This window comes from Paenibacillus aurantiacus, assembly GCF_042431225.1.
In the GTDB taxonomy this organism is placed as follows: Bacteria; Bacillota; Bacilli; order Paenibacillales; family Paenibacillaceae; genus Paenibacillus_Z; species Paenibacillus_Z aurantiacus.
Window position 1 is genome coordinate 179,574 of record NZ_JBHMDO010000003.1, and the last position, 14,940, is coordinate 194,513.

General features: G+C 57.2%; 7 protein-coding genes. All 7 read right to left on the reverse strand.

Features of this window, described 5'->3' with window-relative positions:
* Positions 1 to 141 precede the first annotated feature (141 nt).
* The 7 genes from ACFFSY_RS01720 to ACFFSY_RS01750 all read right to left on the reverse strand — a co-directional run bounded on the left by ACFFSY_RS01720 (position 142) and on the right by ACFFSY_RS01750 (position 14,920).
* Positions 142 to 2,433 carry a glycoside hydrolase family 66 protein gene (locus tag ACFFSY_RS01720; protein ID WP_377488949.1) on the reverse strand — a complete coding sequence of 764 codons (2,292 nt, stop codon included), beginning with the start codon at positions 2,431 to 2,433 and terminating at the stop codon, positions 142 to 144.
* A 244-nt stretch (positions 2,434 to 2,677) separates the two neighbouring features.
* On the reverse strand, positions 2,678 to 7,774 hold the full coding sequence (locus tag ACFFSY_RS01725) for a glycoside hydrolase family 66 protein (RefSeq protein ID WP_377488952.1): 5,097 nt from the start codon (positions 7,772 to 7,774) through the stop codon (positions 2,678 to 2,680).
* 117 nt (positions 7,775 to 7,891) lie between these two features.
* Positions 7,892 to 9,514, reverse strand: coding sequence for an ABC transporter substrate-binding protein (locus ACFFSY_RS01730; RefSeq protein WP_377488955.1), 1,623 nt, complete (start codon positions 9,512 to 9,514; stop codon positions 7,892 to 7,894).
* Between the two features lie 72 nt (positions 9,515 to 9,586).
* Positions 9,587 to 10,468 carry a carbohydrate ABC transporter permease gene (locus ACFFSY_RS01735; protein ID WP_377488958.1) on the reverse strand — a complete coding sequence of 294 codons (882 nt, stop codon included), beginning with the start codon at positions 10,466 to 10,468 and terminating at the stop codon, positions 9,587 to 9,589.
* A gap of 14 nt (positions 10,469 to 10,482) precedes the next feature.
* Positions 10,483 to 11,451 carry an ABC transporter permease gene (locus tag ACFFSY_RS01740; RefSeq protein ID WP_377488961.1) on the reverse strand — a complete coding sequence of 323 codons (969 nt, stop codon included), beginning with the start codon at positions 11,449 to 11,451 and terminating at the stop codon, positions 10,483 to 10,485.
* Positions 11,452 to 11,534: 83 nt separating this feature from the next.
* Positions 11,535 to 13,154 (reverse strand): response regulator transcription factor, encoded by a 1,620-nt coding sequence (locus ACFFSY_RS01745; protein WP_377488964.1) that lies wholly within the window; start codon positions 13,152 to 13,154, stop codon positions 11,535 to 11,537.
* On the reverse strand, positions 13,151 to 14,920 hold the full coding sequence (locus tag ACFFSY_RS01750) for a sensor histidine kinase (RefSeq protein ID WP_377488967.1): 1,770 nt from the start codon (positions 14,918 to 14,920) through the stop codon (positions 13,151 to 13,153). The genes ACFFSY_RS01745 and ACFFSY_RS01750 overlap by 4 nt, the downstream gene beginning before the upstream one ends.
* Positions 14,921 to 14,940 lie beyond the last annotated feature (20 nt).

Here is a 14,940-nt window from a genome sequence, read left to right on the forward strand (position 1 = left end):
TCTTGCACCTTTAATTGCGATCCCTCCACAAGATTTCTGAACTCTATTTATCTGTCTTGCAGCGGAAATACCTACAATATCGAGTGTACTTAATTCTTGTCGTTTGCAAAAGATTTAGTTTTGTTCCTTCTAACCACCCAATCAAGGCAGCTTACTAAGCTTCACGTCATCGATCTGCAAATTCGTGCTGCCAGGAGCAGCCTGGTAGAAAGCGATTTTTAAGGTGCCGTTCGTAACGGTCGCCGTTCCGGATATGCTCACATAGCTGTCGCCGTGCGGAATATTGACGTATACCGTGCTGCCGCCGTAATCAGACAACTCCATCCGGCTAAGCGAAGGAGAACCCAAGTTCTGCTTAACCCTCGCGCTTACCGTGTAGCTGCCGTTGGGCAGATTATTAACCGTTTGCTCCACTTTGCCCGTGTAGGCGCTATCGCTCCACAGCCAGTATTTACTTCCGGCATAGGCATCGTTCGCGTCTACGCCATGCGCGCCAGTCCCGGTATATAGCCAGCCGCTCTCGCCGTCTTCGAATGTGCCGTTGATCAGTTCGCCGCTCGTTGATCCCGGATGGCCTCCCGCCGCATCGCCGCTAAAGTAGATCATGTTCCAATACGCAAGCGACGGCACTTGTACGCGGACGTAATTGCCGTTCGAGTCGCTTCCTTTCGAGAAGGTCAACGCAATCGATCGGCCGTCATTCGCATCCGGCGAAGCGAGCCATACGGAGTTGACGTCCTTCGCGGTGTAGTATTTCATCTCGAAGTTGCTGATCTTCGACGGCGTTTCCTTCCTCCCGTCCGCAGCCCGCCAATCGTTCCGGCTGACGCCTAGCAGGTTGATCGTGTGTACAATGTCGTACTTGCTATCCTTCTTGCCGAAGGCCCAGATGCGGTTCGGTTGACCGTCGCCGCTGCTCGCGTAAGCCGGGAATTCGATCCGATTGGCCGTCTCCTCCTGACCGTCGCGCAGCAAGTTCTCGTACGCGACGATAAAGTCGTAGAGTTTGGAGACCCGCTGCTTCAAGTCTGCATCCATGTACAGATTTTGCTTCGGGAAGTACTCGCTGCTCAGCATATTGCCGTTATCCCCGAGCTCGAATCTAGAGCCGCCCGAAGCGTATACCGCCGCATCCGTGAGCAGGACGGCCGACGTATTGAAGGGCTTGCCCGGATTGTTATTGGCGTAATCGTATTCCATGTAAGCCGGAACGATCAGCGATTTGCCGCCGCTCTCCCGCCTCGATTGTTCGATTTCTTTGCGCAGCGAAGCGTAGGTATCGTAGGCCACCCCGTCGCTGTCTTTATCCCATGGCCAAATTTCCGTATACAGGACGTCCACGCTGCTGCGGTTGACGTTCTCGATCCCCTGCGCGCCGACCGGGTTGAAGGCGAGATATTTGGACCCGATCGCCTGTTTCGCGGCGTTGAGGAACGGCGTGAACGTGTCTTTGACATAGAAGCTGTTCCCGCCCGCATCCTTCATCTTGCCCCATTCCCCGATACTGTCGCCATGCCAGCCGTCGAAGCCGAACGTCAGGAACGCCTTGTTCATTTCATTGAAAATATAATTCCGCCAGCCCGCATTCTGGAGATCGAAGAAGTACAGCGTCGTAATGCCGGTCGGCGTCGAATCGGCCATCTTGAAGCTGAATTGCTGCCCGGCCTTGTCTCCTTCCGCCCACTGCAGCCCCCAGCGGTAATCGATATTGTCCTTGTCGTACCCGTTCGTCGCCGCGTACACCATGTTATAGGCCATGTTGACCATATTGACCGCTCTCGCCTGACTGATGTACGACTTGACTTTATTGCCGTAGATAAGACGGCCCGACCAGTCGTCCCACACGTCGGTATTCGGCGCTACCGGCTTCTGATGGCGGTAGAACCAGTCGTAGTACTGAAGCGCATTGATATGATAATTCTTCAAGGCATCGATTCGCGCGGCCGTATCCACCTGCTGCGTAAAATCCCATAGGTAGCCGTAACGCGGAAATTTGGTCCATGTCGAGGATACATCGACGCCGACCGTATCCGAATCCAGCTGCGCGCCGGCGTTGTCTCTCACGACCGCCTCCAGCAGATACCCCTGAAAATCGGCGGACGGCGCCGTCCAGCCGATCGTCATGATCGTGTCGGCGTTCTGGCCGAGCGAGAGCGGCTTCGTCAACGTCGTACCGATCTGCTTCTCCAGATGAAAGGCGCGAAGCTCCACCGATCCGCCGGTAATGTCGCGCCCAAGTCTGTTCTTCAAATCGATGCGGACTTCGACCGTCGCGCCGGGGTTGTACATCGATTTATCCGTCGTCACATCATACATCACCTTGCCCGTACTTGCCGCCTCCGCCCGCCGGGCGGGCTGCAGCGCCAGACTGCTCAGGAGCAGCACCGCGAACCCCGCGACTAACAGTCGGTGAATCGTTTTCTTCATTTTCATGTAGCATCACACCTCTCTAATGAATTCGCATGATTGCGCACCTCAAGCTTCCAACTCGGTTCGGCATCCCCCCTTTCAAAGGCTTGGCTCATCGCGCCTGGCTCTGGAATGCGCGCAAAAAAACACCTCCAAGCCGGCAGCCAGATCTCACGATAGCGATTTGGTTACGTACTTGAAGGTGTTTGAGGTCGTTCGAATGAAAAAGTTGTAATTGTCGATGAAAAAGGCTGTGAGCTTTAGGCGCCTACGCTCCTATTAACGCATCCCCGGCCATCATCCGATCGAGCAAATGGTCCAGCGCCTGCGCGGCCTCTCCGCGCGTGGTCGTGCGCGCCGGAGCAAACCTCCCCTCCGTATCGCCTTGCAGCAGCCCGTATTCCGCCGCTTGCCGAACGGCTTCCTTCGCCCATGCGGCAATCGTGCCCGCATCCTTGTATTCCTTCGTCTCTCCAGCCAGGGCGGAACCTCCGGCGAACCGATACGCTCGGACCAGCATAGCCGCCAGTTCCTGACGGGTGAGCGGCGCATCCGGATGGAACTTCCCGTCTTCGCTGCCCTCCACAATCCCCGCCTTGTAGGCAGCCGCTGCTGCTTCCGCATACCAAGCCGTTGCGGACACATCCGCGAAAGGCATACCGCTGCCATCGCTCTTCAAGTTCAGCGCACGCGCCAACATCGCGACAATCTGGGCGCGCGAACTTGCTTGCGACGGGGCGAACGTGCCGTCCGACATGCCGCTGACGACCTGCTTGGCCGTCAAAGAGGAGACCGCCTCATACGCCCAATGCGCGCTCGGCACATCGGCGAACGGCTTCTCATACTCGAACAAGGCAAACGTACCCTCGTTCTGAAGCTCCGCATAGAATAGGCCTTCCGCCATGCGATAATGACCGCCGGCATACTGCCAACTACCGCTCTTCGCATCATCAATATACAGCCCGAGCAGCTTTCCTTTCAGCTTCGCCTCGTCCACGCGTATGGCAATCTTCGCTTGCGCGGCCGAACGCTCGGCATGGAGCGCAACGCCATCCTTCGTCTTCAACGCCGTACCGAGCGCGTAGACGCCGCCCTTCCGCGTCATCTCTGCCGGCTGTCCTCCTATGACCGGGTTGGCCGTCTGCGTAAGCGTCAGTTCCACATAAGCCCCGCTGTTCTTCGGTGCGCCGGAAGCTAGCTTCCGCAGCGTATCTGAACCCCAGCTTATCGATAACGGCCCGTTCTGCAGCTCGAGCCGGTTGCTCTCCAGCAGCTCGCCCGCTTCCGCCGGGAGCCGTACCGTATTCACGCCATCCGCAAGCAGAATCGTCACTTTGCCGTTCTTGGCCTGCCGCAGCTCTTGCTCCGTTACAACGCGATGCCACTCAGTGACCGGACCCGTAACGACCGGCAGCGCTGCGACTGGCCCCGGGTTCGAACTTCCGCCATCTTGAAACAGCTGCTGCACGCTGCCCTGCTGCGGGTTACGGTCCACGATCAACATCGACCAATACGCGACCGAAGGAACATCGATAACGATATGATCCCCGTTCCAGCTATAGCTCAGCTCCTGCATCGCCCCTTCATGGCTATCCGGGGTAGCGGCATACACTTTCAATCCCGGCGCCGCCTGCTGCGTCAGCCCCACCGCGTAATCCACCTGCATATGCTGCTGCAGCGCCGGTTCGTTGGCCGCGTTGCGCCAATCCGAATCGTTGTTCAGCAGATTGACCAAATGAATGAGATCATACGACTCAAACCCGGCATTGCCCGCATTCTTGCGGACGGTCGTCCACAGCGTATTGGCAGCGCCATCCTTGCTCAGCAGCACGGGATCACCGCCGGCATCGTTGACGCTTATGGCTGCGGAGGCATCCGCTTTGCTGTCGAACAGCAGGTTCTCGTAGGCTGCGAAGAACTGATAATAATCCTTCATCGCTTCTTTCGTGCTCGCCGTCATCTTCTTGCTGCGGTTCGGGTAATACTCGTGGGCGAGCATATTCGGGCCTTCCTCGAACCGTTCAGCCGTGCCAAGCTCGATATGCGTCGCGCCCATCGCGGCCAAGGCCGCATCCATCAGCCGGACCGAAGGCTCGTTGAAGTATCCGGCCGCAACACCCCGAAGCTGAATCGTGCCCGGCGCGTCTTCCGCCTCCATCTTCAGCGTGACCGTATGCGCGCCAGCGGTCATATGCGGAATGATGACGTAGCCATCGCCGCTGTATTTGTCCTTGCTCTCCGTCCCGGAGAACCAAATTTTCAAGCCGCTTCCCGTACCGTCCGTTGCCCGTACTCCGTCAATATAGACCGAGCGGGAGGTGCTTGCCCCCGGATTCGAGTAGGTGAAAATAAGGCTTTGCTCGCCCGTCTGAGGGATGGTCACCGGATACGTCACCTGCTGGCCGACTTCGCCGAAATTCATGACCGTATCCTTGTACAGCGAGAACGACTCCGCCTCCCGGATGCTCTCCGGTTCGTAGGCGCGGGCTTCGTCCGCGGCGGCTCCGCTCTTGCCGACCTTCAGCTGATCCAGCTTGATGCCGCTATCCGTTCCTTCGGTCATCTTGATGACGACCCGATTGGCGCCCTGCTGCAGCTGTACGCCGCTCGTGACGGCTTGCTGCCACGTCTCTCCTGCCGTAGACGCGAAGCTGACCGGCACGCTTGCGCCATCGCCAACCGTTACACTGCGAATCGCCGTTACCGCACCCTGGGCATTGTTCTGGTACACCCAAGTCAAATCATACATACCGGCCTCATCCGCATTCACGTCGAACACGATCCGGTCGTTCTCGTTGTTGAAATCGTACGTGTAACCGACGACTGGCACGACGCCGCCGTCTGCTTGCGCGCTGCCCGTGCTGTATTCCATGCCGTCTACGAGGATGCCGCCGATATTCGTATATTGACCGCTCGATTCCATCTGCAGCGTCACCTCATGCTTGCCGGACGGAATGGCCACCGGCAGCGTCTTCGGCTGCATGGTTCCGCTCCAGCCGCCCGGCGTACGCGTGAATGTCACGTTCTGCGCCTGCGGGGCTGGCTGACCATCGACCAGCACCGACATGACCGGGTCATTGTCGCCATGATAGAGCACCGTCATCTCGTTCACCGCTCGAGCAGCATTCACTGTATACGTCACGCTCTGTCCCGCTTGGCCAAAATTGTCGGTTTTGCTTTCGCTCTGCTTGATGCTGTTCGTCTGCGGGATTGCCGCGTACAACGCGTCATATTTGCGTCCGCCGACCGTCATCGATTGCAGCTTGACGCCCATGTCATCCTTCGGCGCTCTTAGCTTGACGATCTGCTCGCCTGCCTGTAGATGCACGGTCGCCATCTGATCGCGCTGCGTGAATTTGTCCCAAGTTCCCGTTGCCGGGAACGCTACGTTGCCTTGCTCGGCATCGTCTACGATCAATTCCCGCTCCACCTGCTGCCATTCCGAGGCATAGCTGAACCCGAGCGGATAATCGCCTTCTGCCGGCACGTTCACGCGGAAGGCGATATAGTCGCCCTTCGTATCGAAGTTGTAGACATGGCTGTACTGATCGACGATGACGGTATCAAGCGCGGCCTCTACCGCTTCGTACCGATCCTCGATCCCTTGCCCCTTCACATCCAGGCTCGCCAGGTTTAGCCAGAGGCCATTCGTATTCAGCGTCAGCTTCACCGTATTGTCGCCCGCCTCAAGCTCGGCCGTCGCCTTATAGCTCGAGACCGGGTTCCCCCAGCCCGTATTCGCGGCGAAAGGGATCGCTTCCGCGGCAACCGCGCCATTCACGGTCAATTTCCCTTCCGGATATCCGGAGCCATTGCCGTGGCCGTAATTCAACGTCAGGTCGTACGTGCCTTTAACGGGCGCATGGACGGTGAACGTGACGGCATCGGTATCCTTGCGGCCGAAGTTGCCGACCCAGCCGTAAGCCTTCGCGATGCGGGACTGGTAATCGGCTGCTGCCGGCACGTCCTTCGCCTCGGTGCCGCGCGTCGTCACGCCGGTCGCCTGCTTATAGTTCATATAGCCGGCGATGACCATCGCTTTGCCGCCGTTCTTCGCGCGGGTATCCTCCACGACCTTCTGCACGTCGCGGTACTGATTGCGATCCTGCCAAATCTCGCTGTAATCGAAATCCGTCTTCGTCGCCGGATTCGGCACCGCGCTGTATTCCGCATTGCCGCCGACCATGTTGAAGGTCACGTCGCTCTTATCCGGATTGTTCGCCGCAAGCGAATCCTTGACCGCGCCGATCAGCTTATCGTAATCGAGCGCGTAGTACCGCTTGTTCCCGGTATAGTCATAGAGGAAATCGTGGTCATTCGCGCCCCATTGATCCAGATGGATGCCGTCGAAGCCAAACACGTTCACCGAACGATTGAATTGCTTCGTGATATACGCCTGCCAGTCCGTATTGCCCGGATCTTGCAAATATAACGACGTCGGCTTGCCGTTCACGTCGAACGTAAACCCGTTCTGATCCTTCTGCGGATTCGCGGGGTCAAGCGGGAACTGCGCCGACTTATTATACAGCCCCCACTCTGGACGGACGCCGAAGTCCGCATAATTCTCCCGGGCCGCATAATTCATCTGGTACGCCATCGCGGCCGATCCGTACTTCTGCGCCGCCTCCACCTGCTGCTTGACCGATAACGGATAGAGCGTGCGGCCAAGCAGGTCGGTATAATGTGAATCGGAGTCGATGACTTCCGTGATGAACTCGCCCTTCTCGTCCTTCAATGGCTTCCCGTTAGCATCGGTCTTGGAATAGACCGACACGTCGTGCCGCCACATCCAGTCGTAGAACTGATAGCCGTTCAGGTAGTAGTCCTGCGATAACTGCTTGAGCTTGGCATCGCTCTGCACGGCCGATTCGTCCGGGAAATCGCTGACATACCCGTACCGCGGATACCGCTTCCAATCGCTCGACACATCAATGGCAGCGGTTGCAAAATCGTGCTCGCCGGATCCGTTGACCCACGCCTTCACCAGATAACCGGTGAAATCCCGCTCCGGCGTCTCCCACTTGACCTGCAGCTCGCCTTGTCCCTGCTTGACCTCCACGGCCTTCGTTCCGCTGGCGACCAGCTCGTTCAGCTGATAGATGCGAACGTTCAATGTACCGCTCCAAGTTTCTTGATCCGTTAGCTTGAACGTCAACGTCGCTTCTTCGCCAGGCATGTACCGGGCTTTATCTACCGTGATTGAAGTAATCGCTTTCATAACAGGCTGAACGTTAGCCGGATCACCTGAACCCTCTGCATGCGCCGCCTGTACGCCACCGGCGATCTCGACCGATAACGGCAGCGCTCCTTGCACGACGGTCATCGCCGCTAATGCGCTGAATAACGCTTTCTTCTTGGTTCCCATAGCTGCCTCCCTAGTGAATAGATCGTGCACGCGCCAAAAAAAGGGTATAACCGCGCGAGTGAACCTCTCGTAGTCATACCCTTGGTGAACATCTCTAGCTGTGCGGTTTGCCGCCTCTTATTTGCCGTTCGCCTTCAGCCAGGCATCCAGCTGCTTCTGCGCTTCCGCAATGACTTTGTCCGCGCCGGCCGCCTTCTGCTTGTCGAGCATCTTCGGGACGTTCTCCTCCGGATCCAATTGGCCGGATTTGATCCCGTCCGCGAATGCTTTCTGCGCCGTATCGATCGCGATCATCTCGTTCTTCACCGGCTCCGGATCGAAGATGAATCCGAAGATGCGGGAAGGGTTGCCGGACACCATCGCGTTGAACTTCTCGTAATTCTCGTATTTCTTCGGATCTTCGCCGACGCGGGTATAGTTCAGCATCTGGTTGCCGAGCTGCCACATAATGTCATGGTAGAAGCCGACGTCGTTGTTCGTCTTGCCATCCGGCAGCGCGATTTGCCCGTCCTTCATGACATAGTGCTTGCCCTCGACGCCGAAGTTGAACAGCGTCAGCAGCTTCTGATCCTTGAAGAACAGGTTCAAGAGCGTCATGGCGCGGGCCGGATCCTTGGACGTCTTGGAGATCGCCTGCATCGTCGCCGTCATTTTGCCGGTCTGCAGCCGGTCCACGTTGAGCGGGATTTGCAGCACTTCGCGGCCTGCCTTCAAGGAGCCGTTCGGCGATTTGGCTACGGAGCCGATCGTCATATCCGCGAGGATGTCAACGTCTCCGACAAGCGCGAACGCTTTGCCGGCCTGGAATTTCTTCCAGGCGTCTAGACCTGGCGTCAGCGCGTCTTTGTTGATGTAGCCGGCTTTGAACCACTTATAAGTCAGCTTCGCCAGCTCCATATAGCGCGGCGTCGTATAGGTGTTGACGACGGTGTAATCATCCGGCGCCGTTCCAAGCACGTTCAGAACGGCTAAGCTGCCGATGCCATCGGTCGTTCCCGAAGAATAATACGCCTCCAGCGGGAAGCTTGGCGCCACGAGCGGCGTGATGCCCGGCTCCTTGTCCTTAATCGTCGCCAGCATCGATTCGAGCTCTTCCACCTTGCCGGACTTGAACACGCTCAGATCGAATTTATATTTGTCCGCCAACGCTTTGTCGAGATACACCCCTTGCGCGCCGCCCAGCTCCTGATGCGTATGGATGCCGTACAGTTTACCGCCGCGCTTGGCCGGTTCGTGGAAATCCTTCTCGACCGCTTCGATGTCCGGTCCGTATTGCGCCAACAGATCATCCAGCGGGAGCAGGCCGCCCTTCGATACTTGCTGATTGTAGCCGAGCCAATCCGCCGTGAACAGCAGATCGAACTTCTCGCTCGACGCCATCATCAGATTCGTCTTGTCGCTCCAGGCGCCCCAGTCGATCGGATTCAGCTTCACCGTCATATTGAGCTCCGGGTACGTCTGCTTTAAGTAATCGTTCATCGCGCTCTGCACCGTGCCCAGATCGTTCTGCGGCGCGTCGGGGTACACCATGACCACCTCGTACGGCTCTAACGTCTTCGTTCCTTCCCCGCCCGGTGCAGCTTGCGTATTCCCTGACCCTGCATTCGCGTTAGCATTCGTGCCCGCATTCGCATTGCCGTTCCCCCCGGCGCTATTGCCGCTCGAACAGCCGGTCGCCGCCAATGCGACGGACATGAGCAGCGTCGACAATACGACGGTCCCTTTTTTGAATCGTTTCATCCTGTGAACCTCCCCCTATGAATGAACAAGCCTGTTCGCTTTCTGTATACTAAACCGAAGCGAGCTTCGGATTTAGCCCTTCACGGCGCCTACGGTCAACCCTTTGACGAAATACTTCTGCAGGAACGGGAACACGAGCACGAGCGGTCCGATCGCCACCATGGCCATCGCCATGCGGATCGATTCCAGCGGCTGCGTCACATTAGCCGTATTGCTGTAGGCTTTGTTCGCGATCGACTGCAGGAATGCCGCGTTCATTAACGTTTTGTTGAGCAAATACTGCAAGGAGTAGAGCTTCTCGTTATTAATGAACACCAGGCTCGTGAACCAGTCGTTCCAATACGAGACGAACGTGAACAACCCGATGGTCGCCATGACCGGCAGCGAGAGCGGCAGGATGATGCTGAAATACGTCCGGTACTCGCTTGCCCCGTCAATCTGCGCGGAATCGATCAACGAAGGCGGAATGCTGTTCGTGAAGAAGGTCCGCATGATGAACACGTTGAAGCCGCTGATCAAGCCCGGCAGGATAAGCGCCAGCAGTGTATCCTGCACATGCAGGAACCGGGTATACACCAGGTACCAGGGAAGCAGGCCGCCCGAGAACAACATCGTGAAGAACACATAGAAGCCGAGTGCATTGCGATATGGGAAATCGCTTCGCGACAGCGTGTAGGCCATCGCGGACGTGATGAACAAGCTGACGATGACGCCGACTACCGTGACGAAGATCGTCACCCCGTAAGCTCTTAGAATATTGCCGGAATCTTGCATCAAGTATTGATAGGCGACCAGATCGACCGTTTTGGGCCAGAAGCTGTACCCGTCCCGGGTGATCTCATTCTCGCTCGATATGGACACCGTCAGCACGAGCCAGAACGGCAGGATGCAGGCCAGACTGAACAGACTCAAGAACAGCAGAATGAACGGATTCGTGCGTTGCTTAGCCATCATGCTTCATGCCCCCCCTAGAACAGCGCGTTCTCTTTGCTGAATTTCTTGACGATGAAGTTGACCGACAGGACAAGCACGAAACCGACGACGGACTGCAGCAGGCCGGCGGAGGAGGCTAGTCCCGTATCGCCCGTCACCAGCAAGGCGTTGTAGACATAGGTGTCGATAACCTCGGTCGTCTCCTTCAACATAGAGGAAGCCATCGTCGCTTGATAGAACAGTCCGAAATCCGCGTTGAAAATGCGGCCGATCGCCAGCAGCGTCAGAATGATAATGACCGGGGTGATGAGCGGAATCGTGATCTTCGTCATCTGCTTCCACTTGCCCGCCCCGTCGATCAGCGCCGCCTCGTAGTATTCCTGGTCGATGCCGACGATCGCGGCCAGATAGACGATGGCCGCATAGCCAACCGTTTTCCACGTGTTGACGATCGTGAGAATGTAGGGCCAGTACTCCGGCGACGCATACCAGGCGACCGCTTCTTTGCCGAGCGGCTCGAGCATCGATTTGTTCACGAACCCGAGCTCCGGATTCAGGAAGCCGAACACCACATAGCCGACGATGACCATCGAGACGAAGTTAGGCAGGATCGCCGTGCTCTGGAACCACTTCGATAACACGCGGTTCTTCACTTCGTTCAGCAGAATCGCCAGCAGCACGGCAAGCCCCGTGTTGATGACGAGGAAGACCAGATTGTACAGCAGCGTGTGCTTAATGATGTTCCAGGCGTCATTGGAGGCGAACAGAAATTCGAAATTTCGCAAGCCCACCCATTCGCTTCCCCAGATGCCCTCGGTATAGTTCAAATCCTTGAACGCAAGGAAGATGCCGAACATCGGGAGATAGTTGTTGATGAACAGCATGACGATCCCGGGCAAGGCCAGAATCAGAAGCGCCCGATACTTCCACAGCTTGCTAAGCGCGCTCTTCCGGCGAGTATGCGTCCGGGCGTTGCTTCTTACCGCCAGATCTACTGCGGCCATACGCTCCACCTACTTGTTTGGTTTTGTATGACCTTAGTATACGGCGGTCGGGGATGCCGCTCCGCCGTTTTTGTCACCTGCGCTTAGTCGTTTTGTGACTTGGCCTGGCGGTATTCCTGCGGGTTCACGCCGAACTGCTTTTTGAACATTTTCGTAAAATGGGAGAAATTGCTGTAGCCGACCTGCTGGGCGACCGCGCCCACCGTCATCGGCGTCGCCTCCAGCAGCTGCTTGGCGCGATTCATCTTCGTCTCGATCAAATAATCGATCAGGCTCACGCCGGTCTCCTTCTTGAAGAGGCGGGACAAATAAGCCGGATTCAGATTCACGTGATGAGCGACGTCATCCCGCGAGATATCCTCCTCCACGCATTCCTTCATATAATGAATCGCCCGCTGGACCACTCCGTCCGCTTCCCGGTCCGCGAAGACGGCATCCATGACGGCCCAAATCAGGCTCTCGGCCCAATGCTTGTATTGCGACAAGCTGCGAATTTGGGCGGATGTCCACAGCGAAAATTGCGGCACGCTATCGGCGGTAATGCCCTTCACGTGAAGGAAATTGTAGACGACCTGAAGCGTATCGTGAACATACGTCTCTAGCTGCTTCTGATTGAGAACCTTGCCGGCCTCGGCCCGCTCCACGCTCCGGTGAATGAGCGCCATGACCTTGTCTCGATCTCCGCTGCTCATATAGATCGACCACAACGACACGTCGAGGTGATCCGGGACCGGCAGCTGCGCAGAAGGGGCCGTGGCACGCGGCGTATAGAGGATGACGGCGTCTCTTCGACTCACATTGTCGCGCTCCATCGTCTTCAGCGCTTCGCAAAGCCGGGGTACGTCCTGAAGCTGCACCGACCTTCCGACATAACAGGTAACCTGGCAGTAGAAATAAGTCCGGCAGACGTCCACGAAGTCAGCGCTCGCTTGCATCCAGTCCTTCGCGGCCAGCTCCTCCTCCCCGGCATAGATCATGGCGAACAGGACGCCGCTCCGGTCGGTCACGACATCGCCGGCAAGACCGGGACGGACGGCCAGCAGCACTTCGCCGGCCGCCTTCTTCACCGCGTATTCCATAATCTCCTGATCCCGCGCAGAGAGCGGCTTCTTCCACTCCTCGATGCTTATCAGCACCGGCATCACCTTGTCTGCCGCGTTCAACCCGATCTGCGCGTCTTGAAGCGACCGCTCCAGGAAATCGCCGAACGAGAGAATGCGCCGCGACAGCAGGTCTTGCCAGAACCGCTCGGCCAACAACGGCTGCTGCTTGCTCCACAGCTCCTTGTACTTCCGGTACTGCTCGTTATGCTGCAGGCTCTCTTCCTTCTCTCTGATCGTCTGCAGCATGCGCGTTACGACCTGCGCCAATTCCTCTCCGTCCACAGGCTTGAGCAGGTAATCGAAACCGCCGATCGCGATCGCCTGCTTGGCGTAGGCGAACTCCGAATGACAGGTGAGGAACAGCGATTCCGTATGCGGGGAATGCGCCTTTACCCATCGGACGAGCGACAGCCCGTCCTCATCCGGCATCTCGATATCGCAGATTAAGATGTCGATCCGATTCTCCGTCAATATCCGTCTCGCCTCGTCCGCATGATTGGCGGTATGCAGCGTCTCGATGCCAAGCGCGCCCCAATCGGCGCATTGGCATATCCCGTCCACCGCGAAACGTTCGTCGTCCACGACCAGCATCTGTGTCATCGCGCATTTTGCTCCTTTACATATTCGATAGGCAGGCGCAGCCGTACGCCGACGCCTTTGGGTCGGTTGTGGAAGAAGCGGAGCTCGGCCGCTCCGCCGTAGCGCATCGACAGCCTCTGCTTCACGTTCCAGATGCCGATATGGCTGCCCTCCGAACCTTCCGAATCCGATTTCGGCGCTTGGCCGTCGGAGGACAACGCCTCGAGCAGCTCAGGCGCAGCCCCCTTGCCGCTGTCCTTCACTTCCACGCACATCCGCGTATCATTACCGTCGTCCGGTCCTACCCGGATGGACAGCACGAACGGCTCGCCTCTGACGCTCATCCCGTGAATCATGGCGTTCTCCACGAACGGCTGGACGATGAGAGACGGCACCTGCGCCTCCAGCAGCTCCTCCGCAACGTCGATCGTAAATTCGAACGTCTCCTGATAGCGCATCTTCTGAATTTCCAAGTAGTTGCGGATATGCGACAGCTCCTGGCCCACGGTAATCGTATCCCGGCTCGCCTGCAGCATGAACCGGAAATACTGCACCATATGGCGGACCGTCTTCTTCACTAATTCGTAGCGCTTCATATCCGCCAGCTGAAAGATAATGTTCATCGTGTTCAGGAAGAAGTGCGGATTGATTTGCATTTGCAGATGCTTCATCTCCGCCTTCTGCGCGTTCAGCCGTTCCTCGTACACCCCGATCTTCAAATCCTTGATCTCGTCCACCATGTTGTTGAACGTATGATGGATGATATCGAATTCGGTAATGGAGGAGCCCGGCAGCTTCATCTCCATGTCCCCGTCCTTCGTTCTGCGGATCGCCCCGAGCAGCTGCAGAATCGGTCGGTAAATAATGCGGCGCAGAACATACAGGTAGACGAGCAGAATAACGAGCACGAACAACGGCAGCAGCTTGATGAACGTCTGGAAGGATTGCAGGCCCCGAAGCAGCTCGGCATACGGAAGCACGACGGCCATGTTGATGCCGCTGACGGGAGAACGGCTGGTGACGATGAAGAGGTCTTGCCCGCCGAACGAGTAGGAGAAGGAAGCATTCATCGCCAGCTTGCCGGCAGGCAGCCGGAAGCCGTTATCTAAAGCCGGGGATAAGTCGGATAATACCGTCCCGTCCTCGCCTGCGAATAAGACGTCGCCGCCTTCCCGCAGATCGAGATTGCCCAGCGCGGTTTTCAACGTATTGACGTTAATTAACGCCCCGATGAAGGCGTTGTTGCTCATGTCGTCGCTCACGACCCGGTGCAGGAAATACTGCTTCCCGATCCGGACGACGGACCATTGATACATGAGCGGCTGACGCGCGTCCGAATGCCGCAAGGAATCGGTGATCCACTGTTTGACCTCATCATGATCCGAGCCCGGAATGACGTTCGTCGTCGCGAGTTGATCGTTGGCCGCCGAGTAGATATAGAACATGTCTACCGTATGGTAGTAGGAACGGTACGCGGTGTTTCGCTGAAGCAGCTCCATTTGGGCAAAATAGTACTCGGATTCGGATAGCCCGCTTCTTCCGAATTTCTGAAAGTTCTCGTCATGATCGACGATATAGACCATATTGGTCGTAATGTCGTCCAAGCTGCGGTCGAGCATATGAAGATTCGAATTGACCAGGTTCTGATACGAATTGGCCACCTGCGTAAGCACGACGCGCTGGGCGTAATTGCCGGCCGCGAATAGAATGAGCAGGAGCGGCAGCGTAAGCGCCGAGAAGAGCAGGATGAAACGGGAGCTCAGCCTCTTGGGTTTCTTCGTGGTCATCGCGTTAGAGCCTCCTGCGG

Excerpts from the sequence above, each read along its gene's own strand:
- ACFFSY_RS01720 (WP_377488949.1), bottom strand. The coding sequence starts at position 2,433 with ATGAAAATGAAGAAAACGATTCACCGACTGTTAGTCGCGGGGTTCGCG.
- ACFFSY_RS01725 (WP_377488952.1), bottom strand. The coding sequence starts at position 7,774 with ATGGGAACCAAGAAGAAAGCGTTATTCAGCGCATTAGCGGCGATGACC.
- ACFFSY_RS01730 (WP_377488955.1), bottom strand. The coding sequence starts at position 9,514 with ATGAAACGATTCAAAAAAGGGACCGTCGTATTGTCGACGCTGCTCATG.
- ACFFSY_RS01735 (WP_377488958.1), bottom strand. The coding sequence starts at position 10,468 with ATGATGGCTAAGCAACGCACGAATCCGTTCATTCTGCTGTTCTTGAGT.
- ACFFSY_RS01740 (WP_377488961.1), bottom strand. The coding sequence starts at position 11,451 with ATGGCCGCAGTAGATCTGGCGGTAAGAAGCAACGCCCGGACGCATACT.
- ACFFSY_RS01745 (WP_377488964.1), bottom strand. The coding sequence starts at position 13,154 with ATGACACAGATGCTGGTCGTGGACGACGAACGTTTCGCGGTGGACGGG.
- ACFFSY_RS01750 (WP_377488967.1), bottom strand. The coding sequence starts at position 14,920 with ATGACCACGAAGAAACCCAAGAGGCTGAGCTCCCGTTTCATCCTGCTC.